Source organism: Streptomyces acidicola, assembly GCF_009377235.1.
GTDB classification, from domain to species: domain Bacteria; phylum Actinomycetota; class Actinomycetes; order Streptomycetales; family Streptomycetaceae; genus Streptomyces; species Streptomyces acidicola.
The window spans coordinates 1-15,447 of sequence record NZ_VMNX01000222.1 but is presented as its reverse complement, the minus strand read 5'-3'; the positions used below and the strand labels follow the sequence as shown (position 1 = coordinate 15,447).

Below are 15,447 nucleotides of genomic sequence, written 5' to 3'. Positions count from 1 at the left end.
GGGCAGGGGCCGACAGGCCGCGTACAGAATGCCGAAAGGCCCCGATCCACCCCCCTGGGGAAGGGAGACGGAACCGGGGCCTTCGGTTCAAGCTTGTGAGTCCACGCCCGCGTGGCGAACGCAGGCCGCGCGTGAACCCGGGGTGCCGGATGGGAGCGGATGAGAGAGGGCCCGCTCTGGGTCCAGCCGACGGTCAAGTCAGGAGTGAGTCAAGGAGACGAGTCCGGGCGGACTCGGCCGACTCAGCCCTTGAGGGCAGTGACCTGGGAAGCCAGCGCCGACTTCTTGTTGGCGGCCTGGTTCTTGTGGATGACGCCCTTGGAGACGGCCTTGTCGAGCTTGCGCGAGGCCTCGCGCAGGGCGACGGTCGCCTTCTCCACGTCACCCGCGGCCGTGGCCTCGCGGGTCTTGCGGATCGCGGTCTTCAGGGAAGACTTGACGGCCTTGTTGCGCAGCCGGGCCTTCTCGTTGGTCTTGATCCGCTTGATCTGGGACTTGATGTTCGCCACGAATGAGCCTTTTCAGGTTCAGGCACGCGGGACGTCGCAACGCCTCACGCGCCGGTGATTGATCTTCGAGTGGACCGCCGGAGACCGGCGGAGCCGATCGCGCCTCGCGCTGAGAGGGCATGAGGCACAGCCCCCCACGGTACCAGCCGCCTTCCGGCCGACCCAAACCGGTCCCGCGCCGCACCAGTGCCGTCCAGCACCCGTGGAAACGCCCGCCCACCGAACCCTGAGCCGTCATCCACCCGCCCAAGACGCCCCCGTGCCGCCCGAACCGGTCTCTACTCCTCACCCGTGGGACCATTGGAGCCTACGTATCGATCCGACCCGAGACCGCAGACACTGCGGACGCCTCAAGAATCAGGACCCTGCGTGCCCGCGATCCCCAGCCATGTGCCCGAGCCGAGCCGTACCGACCCGGCGCTGATCCGCAACTTCTGCATCATCGCGCACATCGACCACGGCAAGTCCACGCTCGCCGACCGGATGCTCCAGCTGACCGGTGTCGTTGAGCAGCGGCAGATGCGCGCCCAGTACCTCGACCGCATGGACATCGAGCGCGAGCGCGGCATCACGATCAAGTCCCAGGCGGTGCGGTTGCCGTGGGCTCCGACCCAGGAACCCGGCAACACGCACATCCTCAACATGATCGACACCCCCGGGCACGTCGACTTCACCTACGAGGTCTCGCGGTCGCTCGCGGCCTGCGAGGGGACCGTCCTCCTCGTCGACGCGGCCCAGGGCATCGAGGCCCAGACCCTCGCCAACCTGTATCTGGCGATGGAGAACGACCTCACGATCATCCCCGTGCTCAACAAGATCGACCTTCCGGCCGCGCAGCCCGAGAAGTTCGCCGAGGAGCTCGCCAATCTCGTCGGGTGCGACCCCGACGACGTGCTGAAGGTCTCCGCCAAGACCGGCCTGGGCGTCGAGGCCCTGCTCGACAAGGTCGTCGCCGAGATTCCCGCCCCCGTCGGAATCAAGGACGCGCCGGCGCGGGCCATGATCTTCGACTCCGTGTACGACTCCTACCGGGGTGTCGTGACATACGTGCGAGTCGTCGACGGGCAGCTCAACAAGCGTGAGCGGATCCGGATGATGTCCACCGGCGCCACCCACGAGCTGCTGGAGATCGGGACCAACTCGCCGGAGATGCTCGGTGCCGACGGCCTCGGCGTGGGTGAGGTGGGTTACCTCATCACCGGTGTGAAGGACGTCCGCCAGTCCAAGGTCGGTGACACGATCACCAGCCTGAGCAAGGGCGCGACCGAACCCCTCGGCGGGTACAAGGACCCCAAGCCGATGGTGTTCTCCGGCCTTTACCCCCTCGACGGCTCCGACTACCCGGAGCTGCGCGACGCCCTCGACAAGCTTCAGCTCAACGACGCCGCATTGGTCTACGAGCCGGAGACCTCCGCCGCCCTCGGCTTCGGTTTCCGCGTCGGCTTCCTGGGGCTGCTGCACCTCGACGTCGTCCGCGAGCGGCTTGAGCGGGAGTTCGGGCTCGACCTCATCGCCACCGCGCCGAACGTGGTCTACCGCGTGGTGATGGAGGACGACACCGAGCACACGGTCACCAACCCGAGCGAGTTCCCCGAGGGCAAGATCAACGAGGTGTACGAGCCGGTCGTACGCGCCACGATCCTCGCCCCGAGCGAGTTCATCGGCTCGATCATGGAGCTGTGCCAGACCCGGCGCGGCACCCTCCTCGGCATGGACTACCTCTCCGAGGACCGCGTCGAGATCCGCTACACCCTCCCGCTCGCCGAGATCGTCTTCGACTTCTTCGACCAGCTGAAGTCCAAGACCCGCGGCTACGCCTCCCTCGACTACGAGCCCACCGGCGAGCAGACCTCCAGCCTGGTCAAGGTCGACATCCTGCTGCACGGCGACAAGGTGGACGCCTTCTCCGCGATCACGCACCGCGACCAGGCCTACGCCTACGGAGTGCGGCTCGTCGCCAAGCTCAAGGAGCTGATCCCGCGGCAGGCCTTCGAGGTGCCCGTCCAGGCGGCCATCGGCTCCCGGGTCATCGCCCGCGAGACCATCCGCGCCATCCGCAAGGACGTCCTCGCCAAGTGCTACGGCGGTGACATCTCCCGTAAGCGGAAGCTGCTGGAGAAGCAGAAGGAAGGCAAGAAGCGGATGAAGATGGTGGGCTCTGTGGAGGTTCCGCAAGAGGCCTTCATTGCCGTGCTGTCCAGCGACGACGGCGGCGGGTCCGGGAAGGGCAAGAAGTAGGGAGTATGGGCGTAAAGCGCGGGAAGTAAGGGCGCAAAGGGTAGGAAGTAGGGGCGCAAAGGGGGCGGTCGCCTGCCCCCGCAAGGCGCGGTGCCCTGTCGGCGTAACGCCTGTTACCCATGGAAACCCGGGCAGAAGACGGGCAGGCTGCGGGCGGACATCGGGCAGGACGGGGGCCCGTCGCGCTTCGGCGTGGCGGGCCCTACGTGCGCGTAGGGTCGCTCTCCGTAGGAGTCGTTTGTAGGAAGTGACAGGGTGCCGCCCCTTACGCACCGGGCGGCCGCGCTCTACCCTGATCACCACTCGATGGTTACTCGCGAGTTAAACAACAGCCGCTTTGAGCCAGCCGCGCACCGCACAGTCGCGGGCCCCGGAGGATGTCGTGAGCGACACACTGACCCTGATCGAGAACCGTCCGCCGTCCGTGGCGGCCCTCTTCCTGGAGCGCGTGGCGGCCACGCCCGACGCGGAGGCCTACCGCTACCCCGTGCCCTCGTCCTCCAACGCGGGTCCGGACGAGTGGAAGTCGCTCAGCTGGGCACAGGCCGCCGAGCGGGTCCACGCCATCGCGGCCGGGCTGATCGAACTGGGTGTGCAGCCGGAACAGCGTGTCGCCCTCGCCTCCGCGACCCGCGTCGAGTGGATTCTCGCCGACCTCGGCATCATGTGCGCGGGCGCCGCCACCACGACCGTCTACCCGTCGACGAACGCCGACGAGTCCGCGTTCATCCTGTCCGACTCCGAGAGCAGGGTCCTCGTCGCGGAGGACGCCGCGCAGCTCGCCAAGGCCCGGGAGAAGCGGGCCGAGCTGCCAGAGCTGACCCATGTCGTCGTCATCGACCCGGCCGGCGCGGACCTCTCCGAGGACTGGACCCTCTCGCTCGCCGAGCTGGAGAAGCGCGGCGCCGCGTATCTGGAGAAGAACCCCGACCTGGTCAAGGACAAGGTCGGCGCGATCACCTCCGAGCAACTCGCCACCCTCATCTACACCTCGGGCACCACGGGCCGCCCCAAGGGCGTCCGCCTCCCGCACGACAACTGGTCGTACATGGCAAAGGCGATCGCCGCGACGGGCCTGATCAGCACCGATGACGTGCAGTACCTGTGGCTGCCGCTCGCTCATGTCTTCGGCAAGGTGCTCACCTCAGGGCAGATCGAGGTCGGGCACGTCACCGCGGTCGACGGCCGCGTCGACAAGATCATCGAGAACCTGCCGGTCGTCCAGCCGACGTACATGGCCGCCGTGCCGCGCGTCTTCGAGAAGGTCTACAACGGGGTCGCCGCCAAGGCCCGCGCGGGCGGGCCCGCCAAGTACAGGATCTTCCAGTGGGCGGCCCAGGTCGCGCGTGAGTACGCCAAGGTCAGCCAGGACAACTTCCGGCGGACCGGCAACGCTTCGGTGCCGTTCGGGCTGGGAGCCAAGCACGCGGTCGCGGACGCGCTGGTCTTCAAGAAGCTGCGCGAGGCCTTCGGCGGACATCTGCGGGCCTGTGTCTCCGGGTCCGTCGCGCTGGCCCCCGAGATCGGCTTCTTCTTCGCCGGCGCGGGCATCCACATCCTGGAGGGGTACGGCCTCACGGAGTCGTCCGCCGCGTCCTTCGTCAACCCCGGTGAGGCGTACCGGACCGGCACGGTCGGCAAGCCGCTGCCCGGCTGCGAGGTGCGCATCGCCGACGACGGCGAGATCCTGCTGCGCGGTCCGGGAATCATGGAGGGCTACCACAAGCTGCCGGAGAAGACCGCCGAAGTCCTGGAGCCCGACGGCTGGTTCCACACCGGCGACATCGGCGAACTCTCGCCCGACGGCTACCTCCGCATCACCGACCGCAAGAAGGACCTGTTCAAGACCTCCGGCGGCAAGTACATCGCGCCGACCGAGGTCGAGGGCCAGTTCAAGGCCCTGTGCCCGTTCGTGTCCAACGTCATGGTGATCGGTGCCGACCGCAACTTCTGCACCGCGCTCATCGCTCTCGACGAGCCGACCCTCCTCGGCTGGGCCAAGGAGAACGGCATGGGCGGCAAGTCGTACGAGGACGTCGTCGCCTCTCCCGCGATGGTCGAGCTCATCGACGGCTACGTGCAGCGCCTCAACGCGGGCCTTCAGCGGTGGCAGACCGTCAAGAAGTTCCGCCTCCTGCCTCGCGATCTGGACGTGGAGCACGGTGAGCTGACGCCGAGCCTGAAGTTGAAGCGGCCGGTGGTGGAGCGGGAATACCAGCACCTGATCGAGGAGATGTACGCCGGCGCCAGGGAGGCGTAGAGGGATCTCCGTCGCGCGGGGCCGCATATCGATATTTCGATATGCGGCCCCGCGCCCCTTTTTGGGGCGCATCGATGCAGGGGCGCGTACAGATACAGGGGGCGCAGATCGGATGCCCGAATCTGCCACTCTTTCTGATCATCCCTCTTTCTGACCGTCTTCGAGCACCCGCGTAGCACTGTTCTCACTCATGATGGCCCACTTCGGTAACTCCGTGCTTATGGCCGTGGTCAGTCTGTCACGCTGTCCCTGCCGCCTGAGATCTATCGTCGAACTGCTCCGGGAGCCGCACAGTGGGGGCCATTCCGACGCAACGCGAGTCGACGACTCGTGCCCCTGGTACACCGGCGCACCTGGGAACGGACCGGCGCGCGGTCGCTCACGTGTCGCTGCCCGGTGGCCCGCTCGCGCCCGGAGCCGCCCGCCGCTTCGCTCGCGCCGGCCTGGACGAGTGGGCCGAGCTCGCGCTCCCCGGCGCCGAAGCCCTCACCGACCGGTTCGTCGACGACGTCCTGATCGTGGTCAGCGAGCTGGTCACCAACGCCGTAGTGCACGCCGGTACGGACGTCGAGCTGCTGTGCCGTCTGGAGCCCCCCGAGCCTCCCGACGAGGAGTCCGCCCACGTCGTCGTCGAGGTCTCCGACCACCACCCCGCGCGCGCCGTACGCGACGACGGCGCCGGCCCGTACAGCACCGAGCGCCCCCACGGCGCGGAACCCTCCTACGGCACCCCGGAGTACGGGCGCGGCCTGCGGCTCGTCTCCGCGCTCTGCGACGCCTGGGGCATCACCTACCGCACCGGCGTGAAGACCGTCTGGGCACGCCTGCCCGTCGACGGGGCCGCAGCCGTCGAGGAGAGGACCGAGGCGTACGTCGCCGACGACGCCTTCGGACACGGCTCGATCGCCGTCGACGTACTAGCCCCCGCACCCAGGCGGACCATGGAGAGCGACCGGGAATGGCTGAACCGCGGCGCCCTCTCCTTCCTCGCCGAGGCCTCCGACCTGCTGGCCGGGCAGCTCGACGAGGACCTCGTCGCCGCGCTCGCCGGACAACTGCTGGTGCCGCGCCTGGCCGACTGGTGCGCGGTGTGGCTGGAGGACGAGGGCATGGGCTGGCGCGGCGCCGAGGCCGACTTCGGCTCAGGACCCCGACTCGCCCGCGTCTGGCACGTCAGCGAGAACCGCATCGAGGACCTGCGCCACGCACTGGAGAAGGACCCGCCCCGGCTGCCGGAGTCCGTACGGTCGCGGGCGGTGCCCGTGGCGTGGCCCGGCGCGGCGCTCGGCGACCAGGACGAGACCGGGACCGCCCTCGCGTACCGGCTGATCGCGGGCGGACGGCCGCTGGGCACACTCGTCATCGGACGGGCCGGGCTGCTCCGCTTCGCGGACGAGGTCACCGGGCTCGTCGAGGACCTCAGCCGCCGGGTGGCCCTCGCGATCGGCGCGGCCCGCCAGTACGCCCGCCAGGCCACCATCAGCCGGGTCCTCCAGCGTGGGCTGCTGCCCGGCGCGGTCGCCGAGATCCCCGGAATGCACAGCGCGCTCGTGTACGAGCCGTGCGACAAGGGCGGGCCCAGCGGCGACTTCTACGACCTGTTCCCGGCGGGCGACGGCCGTTGGTGCTTCGCCCTCGGAGACGTGCAGGGCAAGGGCCCCGAGGCCGCCGTCGTCATCGGCCTCGCCCGGCCCTGGCTGCGGCTGCTCGCCCGCGAGGGCTACCAGGTCGCCGACGTCCTCGACCGCCTCAACCAGCTCCTCCTCGACGACGCCACCGAGGCGGCCGACGCCGCCGCCCGCGCCCTGGTCACGGCCGGCGGCCCCGGCCTCGGCACCGATGAGGGCCCCCAGACCCGCTTCCTGTCCCTCCTGTACGGCGAACTCGTCCCCTACGAAGGCGGCGTCCAGTGCACCCTCGCCTCCGCCGGACACCCCCTGCCGCTGGTCCTGGGCCCCGACGGCGACGTACGCACCGCCGCCGAACCTCAGACCCTGCTCGGTGTGATCGAGGACACCGCATACATCTCCGAGACCTTCGCCCTGCACCCCGGTGACACGCTGCTGTGCGTCACCGACGGCGTGACCGAGCGGCGCTGCGGATCGGTGATGTTCGACGACGGGGACGGGCTCGCGGTCGCCCTGTCCGGCTGCGCCGGGCTGAACGCACAGCTCATCGCGGAGCAGATCACGAGGCTGGTGCACGAGTTCGGTGAGCGGCCGCCGGAGGACGATCTGGCGTTGCTGGTGTTGCAGGCGGAGTGAGTAGGCGGAGTAGGCGGAGGAGTCGACCGGGGGAGGCCGGCGGTGCTGGACAATGGAACGCATGCCTTCCGCACTCCCCGACGGCGAGCCCGTCCCCGACGACGGTGCGCTGCCCGCCCACGCCCTGACCGGGGCCGCGGACCGGCCCCTCGGGTTCTACCTGCATGTCCCGTACTGCGCGACCCGCTGCGGCTACTGCGACTTCAACACCTACACGGCGACCGAACTGCGCGGAACGGGCGGAGTCCTCGCCTCCCGTGAGAACTACGCCGAGACCCTGATCGACGAGATCCGCCTGGCCCGCAAGGTGCTCGGCGACGACCCGCGCCCCGTCCGCACGGTCTTCGTCGGCGGCGGCACGCCCACGCTGCTGCCCGCCGGCGACCTCGTACGGATGCTGGGGGCGATCCGGGACGAGTTCGGGCTCGCGGACGACGCGGAGGTCACCACGGAGGCGAACCCGGAGTCGGTGGACCCGGCGTATCTCGACGCGCTGAGGGCGGGCGGCTTCAACCGGATCTCCTTCGGCATGCAGAGCGCCCGGCAGCACGTGCTGCGGGTGCTGGACCGCACCCACACCCCCGGCCGCCCCGAGCGCTGCGTCGCCGAGGCCCGGTCGGCGGGATTCGAGCACGTCAACCTCGACCTGATCTACGGCACCCCCGGGGAGTCGGACGACGACTGGCGGGCTTCCCTGGACGCGGCGATCGGGGCGGGCCCTGACCACGTGTCGGCGTACGCGCTGATCGTCGAGGAGGGCACCCAGCTCGCGCGGCGCATCCGCCGGGGCGAGGTCCCGATGACGGACGACGACGTCCACGCGGACCGCTACCTGATCGCGGACGAGACCCTGTCCGCGGCGGGCTACTCCTGGTATGAGGTCTCGAACTGGGCCACGTCCGCCGCGGGCCGCTGCCTCCACAACGAGCTGTACTGGCGCGGCGCCGACTGGTGGGGCGCGGGACCGGGAGCACACTCGCACGTGGGCGGCGTGCGCTGGTGGAACGTGAAGCACCCGGGGGCGTACGCGGCGGCGCTGGCGGCGGGGCGCTCGCCGGGGGCCGGGCGTGAGGTGCTGGCGGAGGAGGACCGGAGGGTCGAGCGGATTCTGCTGGAGCTGCGGTTGCGGGAGGGCTGTCCGCTGTCGCTCCTGCGGGATGAGGGCCTCAAGGCTTCGCGGCGGGCATTGGAGGAAGGGCTCCTGGAGGGCGAGCCGTACGAGGAGGGGAAGGCAGTCCTTACGTTGCGGGGGCGGTTGCTGGCGGATGCAGTGGTCAGGGACTTGGTCGACTGATCACTCCGGCGAGTGAATCGGTGCGGAACTCCGGTTCGGTCCCTACCCTGTTTCGTAGGCTGCCGCCAAAAGGACGCGGCGGATGTGGAGGGCCACGGAGATGACCGCTGTGGACGAGTACGGAATGACCAAGTTCTTCGAGGGGTTCGAACCTCCGGAGGGCGTCACTGCCGAGCTTCTCCGGGGGGAAATCGTGATGATGGCCAGCCCTGATCTGGTGCACAACGTCATCGTGATGCTGATCGGCAGGCAGATCCCACTGGAACGCTGGTACTCCCTTCAGACACAGGACGTCGACATTGTCGACGAGGCCAGCGAGCCCGTTCCAGACCTGGTGGTTGTGGCTCCTGACGCCCTGCCCGACTCGGGCCGCCTTCTGCCGTCCCCGCTGATCACCATGGTCGTGGAGGTCGTCTCCAAGACCAGCGTCACACGGGACTACGGAGTCAAACGGTCGATCTACGCCGCTGGCAAAGTCCCCGCCTACCTGATCGCCGACCCGATCATGGCGCAATGCGTCCTGCTGACGAACCCCGCAGGCCAGGGTGAGGACGCCGACTACCGGCGCCAGGAGATCATCAAATTCGGAGACCCACTGCCGCTGGAGATTCTGGGACTCGAACTGGACACCAGCGACTTCGGAACATTCCCCGGCGTCAGGCCCCACCGCTATCCGTAACGAAGTCGATCAGCTCCTCCACCCGCCCCAGCAACTCCGGCTCCAGGTCCTTGTAAGAGCGCACCGAGCCGAGGATCCGCTGCCAAGCCTCCCCGGTGTTCGTCACACGCCAGCCCAGCGCCCGACACACCCCCGTCTTCCAGTCCTGTCCGTGCGGGACACGCGGCCACTCCCGGATGCCCACCGAGGACGGCTTCACCGCCTCCCAGACGTCCACGTACGGATGGCCCACCACCAGCGCGTGCTCGCTCGTCACCGACTCGGCGATACGGGACTCCTTGCTGCCCGGCACCAGGTGGTCCACCAGCACACCCAGGCGGGCGTCCGGGCCGGGGGCGAAGTCCGCGACGATGGCCGGCAGGTCGTCCACGCCCTCCAGGTACTCCACGACCACGCCCTCGATACGCAGATCGTCGCCCCACACCTTCTCGACGAGCTCTGCGTCGTGGCGGCCCTCCACGTAGATGCGCCCGGCACGGGCCACGCGCGCGCGTGCGCGAGGGACGGCCACCGAACCGGATGCCGTGCGGGTGGCACGGACAGGGCCCGAAGGCGGCCGTACGAGCGTCACCACGCGGCCCTCCAGCAGGAACCCCCGAGGCTCCAGCGGGAACACCCGGTGCTTGCCGAAGCGGTCCTCCAGGGTCACCGTGCCCGCCTCGCAGCGGATCACCGCGCCGCAGAACCCGGTCCCGGGCTCCTCGACCACCAGCCCGGGCTCAGCCGGGACCTCCGGGACGGGCTTGGGCTTCTTCCACGGCGGGGTCAGGTCCGGCGAGTACTGGCGCATTCGGATGACGATACGAGAACCGGAGCGGTAACCGGAGCGGCGGTCATCACGACACGCCGAAGCGGGCCGCCAGCGCGTCTCTCTGCGTCCGTACGAACGCCGCGTCCACCGCCGCCCCGTGCCCCGGCACGTACACCGCGTCCTCGCCGCCCAGGTCCAGCAACCGGTCCAGCGCGGCCGGCCAGTGCGCGGGGACGGCGTCCGGACCCGCCTGGGGCTCGCCGGACTCCTCGACCAGGTCGCCACAGAAGACCACCTCCGGCGACGAGGGCGAGCCGGGCACCAGCACCGCCAGGTCGTGGGCCGTGTGGCCCGGGCCGACGTTCGCCAGGAGCACCTGCGTGCCGCCGCCCAGGTCGAGTGTCCACTCCCCGCTGACTTGGTGGCGGGGGCGCACGAGAAGGTCCGCGGCCGTTGCGGCCTCCTGGGCGTCCAGGCCGTACCGCACGGCGTCGGCGCGCAGTTCCTCGCGTGCGCGGTCGCCGGTGAGGAGCATGTCCACGCCCACCGCGCCGAATACCTCGACTCCCTCGAAGGACGCCGCCCCGAAGACATGGTCGAAGTGCGGGTGCGTGAGCGCGAGATGTGTCACACGGCGGGCGCCGCCCAACAGCCACCGCGCCTCGGCGCCCAACCGCGCGCCCTCCCGCAGACTGGACCCCGCGTCGATCATGAGAGCGGAACCGTCCCCGACGACCAGCCCGGCCGTGCAGTCCCACACCGGAAGGCGACAGCGCCCCACGCGCGGGCCAAGTTCCTCCCACCCGGACTCTTCCCAACTCATCGTCATACGCCGACGCTAACCCCAGGCCCCCGAGGGCGACGGATTCTCCCTGCGTCGGCGTTCCGCGTGTACTCGCCGGTACGACATCGCGGGACACGTCGGTACACGTCGGCATGACAAGGCGTGGCCGCCCTTGCCGGGGCCGTACCCCACCGCCGTACACTGGTGGGAATGCTGGCACTCGCCCGCGGTGAGTGCCAAGGGGGAGTCGCAAGGACGCGCGGGGACGCGCAAGGACGACGGAAGTACTGGAGGTGTGCGCGATGCTCAGCGAACGCAGGCTCGAAGTGCTGCGCGCCATCGTCCAGGACTACGTCGGCACCGAGGAGCCGGTGGGTTCCAAGGCGCTCACCGAGCGGCACAGGCTCGGTGTCTCCCCGGCCACCGTCCGCAACGACATGGCGGCCCTCGAAGAGGAGGGGTACATCGCCCAGCCGCACACCAGCGCCGGGCGCATCCCCACCGACAAGGGCTACCGCCTCTTCGTCGACAAGCTGGCCGCGGTCAAGCCGATGACCCCACCGGAGCGGCGCGCCATCCAGAACTTCCTGGAGGGTGCCGTCGACCTGGACGACGTGGTCGGCCGGACCGTACGGCTGCTGGCGCAGCTCACGCGGCAGGTCGCCGTCGTGCAGTACCCGTCGCTCACGCGGTCCACGGTGCGGCACGTAGAGCTGCTGTCGCTGGCGCCCGCGCGCGTGATGCTCGTACTGATCACGGACACCGGTCGGGTGGAGCAGCGCATGATCGACTGCCACGCCCCGTTCGGGGAGACATCCCTCGCGGATCTGCGCGCACGGCTCAACAGCCGTGTCGCGGGCCGCCGTTTCGCGGACGTGCCGCAACTCGTGGAGGACCTTCCGGAGGCCTTCGACGTCGAGGACCGCGGCAGCGTCACAACCGTGCTCTCCGCCCTTCTGGAAACGCTCGTCGAGGAGCGGGAGGAGCGGCTGATGATCGGCGGAACCGCCAATCTGACCCGCTTCGGACACGACTTCCCTCTCGTGATCCGGCCGGTGCTCGAAGCGCTGGAGGAGCAGGTTGTGCTCCTCAAGCTGCTGGGCGAGGCGAAGGATTCGGGCATGACCGTGCGTATCGGTCATGAGAACGCGCATGAGGGACTCAGCTCCACGTCCGTGGTCTCAGTGGGCTACGGTTCGGGCGGCGAGGCAGTAGCAAAACTCGGCGTGGTCGGACCGACCCGCATGGACTATCCGGGAACGATGGGAGCAGTACGAGCGGTGGCACGTTACGTCGGACAGATCCTGGCGGAGTCGTAAGTGGCCACGGACTACTACGCCGTACTCGGCGTGCGCCGCGATGCGTCCCAGGAAGAGATCAAGAAGGCGTTCCGCAGACTCGCGCGCGAGCTGCACCCGGACGTCAACCCCGATCCGAAGACGCAGGAGCGGTTCAAGGAGATCAACGCCGCGTACGAGGTGTTGTCGGACCCGCAGAAGAAGCAGGTCTACGACCTCGGCGGTGACCCGCTGTCCCAGGCGGGCGGCGGTGCGGGCGGCTTCGGCGCCGGCGGGTTCGGGAACTTCTCGGACATCATGGACGCGTTCTTCGGTACGGCGTCCCAGCGCGGCCCGCGGTCGCGCACCCGCCGGGGCCAGGACGCGATGATCCGGCTGGATGTCGAGCTCGACGAGGCGGCCTTCGGCACGACGAAGGACATCCAGGTCGACACGGCCGTCGTCTGCAAGACCTGCAACGGCGAGGGCGCTGCCCCCGGCACGTCCGCCCAGACCTGTGACATGTGCCGCGGCCGCGGCGAGGTGTCCCAGGTCACCCGGTCCTTCCTGGGCCAGGTCATGACGTCCCGCCCCTGCCCGCAGTGCCAGGGCTTCGGCACGGTCGTCCCGAACCCGTGCCCCGAGTGCGCGGGCGACGGCCGGGTGCGGTCCCGCCGCACGCTCACCGTGAAGATCCCGGCCGGTGTCGACAACGGCACGCGGATCCAGCTCGCGGGCGAGGGCGAGGTCGGCCCCGGCGGCGGCCCGGCAGGCGACCTGTACGTCGAGATCCACGAGCTCCCGCACTCGACGTTCCAGCGGCGCGGCGACGACCTGCACTGCACGGTCACCATCCCGATGACCGCGGCCGCGCTCGGCACCAAGGTGCCCCTGGAGACCCTCGACGGCCTGGAGGAGGTCGACATCCGCCCGGGCACCCAGTCCGGCCAGTCGATCCCGCTGCACGGGCGCGGCGTCACGCATCTGCGGGGCGGCGGCCGCGGCGACCTCATCGTGCACGTCGAGGTCACGACCCCGACCAAGCTCGACCCCGAGCAGGAGCGCCTGCTGCGCGAGCTGTCGAAGCTGCGGGGCGAGGAGCGGCCGACGGGGCAGTTCCAGCCGGGGCAGCAGGGCTTGTTCTCCCGCTTGAAGGACGCGTTCAACGGGCGCTGACCGTGATGGGTGGCCGCCGGCGCTGACCATGGTCGGCCGGCGCCGGCAGGGTTGGTGGCCGCTGACGTGGGCGGGCGCGGGAGCTGTTCCCGCGCCCGGCGGAGGCTTCCGGGTGCCGCGGGGCGGTGTCGCCAGGTGGCCTGATCTCGCCCTGGCCCCGTCCTGGCTCCGTCCTGATCTGGCCCTGATCCCGCCCGTGAGGGGAACCCCTCCACCGTTCCTGAAGCGTGCCCGTTCCCCTGGCCTGTGCCCAGGTGGAAGGCCGGATTCGGACTCCTGCGGAGGACGTGACAACATGCCGTCATGTCCTCCGCGCTGACCGATCTTTTCCCCACACCGATCGTGCAGGCCCCCATGGCGGGCGGGGTCTCCGTGCCACAGCTCGCCGCCGCCGTGTGCGAGGCCGGCGGGCTCGGCTTCCTCGCGGCCGGGTACAAGACGGCCGACGGCATGCACCAGGAGATCAAGCAACTGCGCGGTCTCACGGCCCGCCCCTTCGGCGTGAACCTCTTCATGCCGCAGCCCGACCACGCCGACCGGGCCGCCGTCGAGGTGTACGCCAACCAGCTCGCCGACGAGGCCGCCTGGTACAAGGCCGAGCTGGGCAACCCCGACAGCGGGCGCGACGACGGCTACGAAGCCAAGCTCGCCGTCCTCCTCGACAACCCCGTGCCGGTCGTCTCCTTCCACTTCGGCTGTCCCGCCCCCGACGTCCTCCGGGCCCTCTCCGCCAAGGGCACACTGACCCTCGTCACCGTGACCACGGCCGACGAGGCGCTGGCCGTGGAGAGCGCCGGGGCCGACGCCGTGATCGTGCAGGGCGTGGAGGCGGGCGGGCACCAGGGCACCCACCACGACGACCCCGGGCGGGACCGCGCGGGCATCGGTCTGCTCTCCCTCCTCGCTCAGGTCCGAGAGGCCGTGTCGCTGCCGATCGTCGCGGCCGGCGGCATCATGCGGGGCAGCCAGATCGCCGCGGTCCTCGCCGCCGGGGCGTGCGCGGCGCAGCTCGGCACGGCGTTCCTCGCCACGCCTGAGTCCGGCGCCAACGCGCTGCACAAGCAGGCGCTGAGCAACCCGCTGTTCGTCGGTACGGAACTGACGCGCGCGTTCTCGGGACGCCCGGCCCGCGGGCTGGTGAACCGCTTCCTGCGCGAACACGGCCCGTACGCCCCTGCCGCGTACCCGCACGTCCACCACCTCACCTCCGGACTGCGCAAGGCGGCGGCCAAGGCCGGAGATCCGCAGGGCATGGCGCTGTGGGCGGGGCAGGGACACCGGATGGCCCGTGAGCTGCCCGCGGGGCAGCTGGTGGAGGTGCTGGCGACGGAGCTGGCCGCCGCGCGGGCGGAGCTGTCCGCGGGCCCGGAGGGTTCGGCGGAGGGCGGCGCCTGATGACCGCACCGGTTTTCGTCGTGGACCAACTGGACGGTGTGGGGGCGGAGTTCGTCCTCGACGGTCCCGAGGGGCGGCACGCGGTGTCCGTGAAACGGCTGCGGCCCGGTGAGGACGTGGCCCTCACGGACGGGCGCGGGCGGTGGACGCAAGGCGTGGTGAAGACCGCCGACGGCAAGGACCGGCTGGTGGTCACGGACCTGGCGCCCGTGCGGGAGGAGGCCCAGGAGTCGCCCCGCATCACCGTCGTCCAGGCGTTGCCCAAGGGCGACCGGGGAGAGCTGGCCGTCGAGACCATGACCGAGACCGGGGTGGACGCGATCGTGCCCTGGGCGGCCTCGCGCTGCATCACCCAGTGGAAGGGCGAGCGAGGGCTGAAGGCGCTGGCCAAGTGGCGCTCCACGGCGCGTGAGGCCGGGAAGCAGTCCCGGCGGGTTCGCTTTCCCGAGGTCGCGGACGCGGCGACGACGAAGCAGGTTGCCGCGCTGCTCGCCGAGGCGGACTTCGCGGGTGTGCTGCACGAGTCCGGAGACGATCCGCTGGCGACCGCCGGCCTTCCCGCTGCCGGGGAGATCGTGCTGGTGGTGGGGCCCGAGGGTGGGGTGTCGCCGGAGGAGCTGGCACTGTTCGAGGAGGCGGGGGCGCGACCGTACCGTCTCGGTCGCAGTGTGCTCCGTACGTCGACGGCTGGTACGGCGGCTGCGGCGTTGCTGCTTACGCGGACGGGGCGGTGGGGCTGACCCGGGGCTTCCTCGCCCCCGCCGCCCCTACCCGTTCCCGTCCCTTCCCTGGGGGCTGCTGCCCCCAGACCCCCGCTTGT

Annotated in this window: 12 protein-coding genes; 9 read left to right on the top strand and 3 right to left on the bottom strand. The window is 70.3% G+C overall.

The genetic code is table 11. The annotated features are described in order from the left end of the window. Positions 1 to 242: 242 nt before the first annotated feature. Entirely contained in the window at positions 243 to 509 is a 267-nt protein-coding gene (gene rpsT, locus FPZ41_RS36900) for a 30S ribosomal protein S20 (RefSeq protein ID WP_322621195.1), read from the bottom strand. A 369-nt stretch (positions 510 to 878) separates the two neighbouring features. Between rpsT and lepA the strand changes: the two genes are divergently transcribed. From lepA to FPZ41_RS36875, 5 genes are all read left to right on the top strand, one after another. Further along, positions 879 to 2,747, top strand: coding sequence for a translation elongation factor 4 (lepA, locus tag FPZ41_RS36895; RefSeq protein WP_322621194.1), 1,869 nt, complete (start codon positions 879 to 881; stop codon positions 2,745 to 2,747). A gap of 382 nt (positions 2,748 to 3,129) precedes the next feature. After that, the gene (locus FPZ41_RS36890; RefSeq protein ID WP_322621193.1) at positions 3,130 to 5,007 is read left to right on the top strand and encodes an AMP-dependent synthetase/ligase; all 1,878 of its coding nucleotides are present in this window, start codon (positions 3,130 to 3,132) and stop codon (positions 5,005 to 5,007) included. Positions 5,008 to 5,300: 293 nt separating this feature from the next. Next, entirely contained in the window at positions 5,301 to 7,271 is a 1,971-nt protein-coding gene (locus FPZ41_RS36885; protein ID WP_322621192.1) for a SpoIIE family protein phosphatase, read from the top strand. A gap of 61 nt (positions 7,272 to 7,332) precedes the next feature. Next, positions 7,333 to 8,565 carry a radical SAM family heme chaperone HemW gene (hemW, locus tag FPZ41_RS36880; protein WP_194236349.1) on the top strand — a complete coding sequence of 411 codons (1,233 nt, stop codon included), beginning with the start codon at positions 7,333 to 7,335 and terminating at the stop codon, positions 8,563 to 8,565. A 100-nt stretch (positions 8,566 to 8,665) separates the two neighbouring features. Further along, the gene (locus tag FPZ41_RS36875; RefSeq protein WP_228023207.1) at positions 8,666 to 9,244 is read left to right on the top strand and encodes a Uma2 family endonuclease; all 579 of its coding nucleotides are present in this window, start codon (positions 8,666 to 8,668) and stop codon (positions 9,242 to 9,244) included. Here the strand turns inward: FPZ41_RS36875 and FPZ41_RS36870 are convergent. Then, complete coding sequence (locus FPZ41_RS36870) at positions 9,222 to 10,034, bottom strand: DUF3097 domain-containing protein (RefSeq protein WP_152867944.1); 813 nt, start codon at positions 10,032 to 10,034, stop codon at positions 9,222 to 9,224. The genes FPZ41_RS36875 and FPZ41_RS36870 overlap by 23 nt on opposite strands. A 46-nt stretch (positions 10,035 to 10,080) precedes the next feature. Next, entirely contained in the window at positions 10,081 to 10,824 is a 744-nt protein-coding gene (locus FPZ41_RS36865) for an MBL fold metallo-hydrolase (RefSeq protein WP_152867942.1), read from the bottom strand. Between the two features lie 257 nt (positions 10,825 to 11,081). Between FPZ41_RS36865 and hrcA the strand changes: the two genes are divergently transcribed. From hrcA to FPZ41_RS36845, 4 genes are all read left to right on the top strand, one after another. Next, a complete protein-coding gene (hrcA, locus tag FPZ41_RS36860; protein ID WP_152867940.1) occupies positions 11,082 to 12,098 on the top strand; it encodes a heat-inducible transcriptional repressor HrcA in 1,017 nt (338 codons plus the stop codon). Then, positions 12,099 to 13,232: a molecular chaperone DnaJ gene (gene dnaJ, locus FPZ41_RS36855; RefSeq protein WP_131569463.1), complete on the top strand. Its 1,134-nt coding sequence runs from the start codon at positions 12,099 to 12,101 to the stop codon at positions 13,230 to 13,232. Between the two features lie 303 nt (positions 13,233 to 13,535). Further along, a complete protein-coding gene (locus tag FPZ41_RS36850) occupies positions 13,536 to 14,627 on the top strand; it encodes a nitronate monooxygenase (RefSeq protein WP_152867938.1) in 1,092 nt (363 codons plus the stop codon). Beyond that, a complete protein-coding gene (locus tag FPZ41_RS36845; RefSeq protein WP_152867936.1) occupies positions 14,627 to 15,367 on the top strand; it encodes a 16S rRNA (uracil(1498)-N(3))-methyltransferase in 741 nt (246 codons plus the stop codon). Before FPZ41_RS36850 ends, FPZ41_RS36845 begins: the two co-directional genes overlap by 1 nt. Positions 15,368 to 15,447 lie beyond the last annotated feature (80 nt).

What these genes read in the sequence shown, in the direction of transcription:
- hemW (WP_194236349.1), top strand. Translation starts at nt 7,333, where the DNA reads ATGCCTTCCGCACTCCCCGACGGCGAGCCCGTCCCCGACGACGGTGCG.
- FPZ41_RS36875 (WP_228023207.1), top strand. Translation starts at nt 8,666, where the DNA reads ATGACCGCTGTGGACGAGTACGGAATGACCAAGTTCTTCGAGGGGTTC.
- FPZ41_RS36870 (WP_152867944.1), bottom strand. Translation starts at nt 10,034, where the DNA reads ATGCGCCAGTACTCGCCGGACCTGACCCCGCCGTGGAAGAAGCCCAAG.
- FPZ41_RS36865 (WP_152867942.1), bottom strand. Translation starts at nt 10,824, where the DNA reads ATGACGATGAGTTGGGAAGAGTCCGGGTGGGAGGAACTTGGCCCGCGC.
- hrcA (WP_152867940.1), top strand. Translation starts at nt 11,082, where the DNA reads ATGCTCAGCGAACGCAGGCTCGAAGTGCTGCGCGCCATCGTCCAGGAC.
- FPZ41_RS36850 (WP_152867938.1), top strand. Translation starts at nt 13,536, where the DNA reads ATGTCCTCCGCGCTGACCGATCTTTTCCCCACACCGATCGTGCAGGCC.
- FPZ41_RS36845 (WP_152867936.1), top strand. Translation starts at nt 14,627, where the DNA reads ATGACCGCACCGGTTTTCGTCGTGGACCAACTGGACGGTGTGGGGGCG.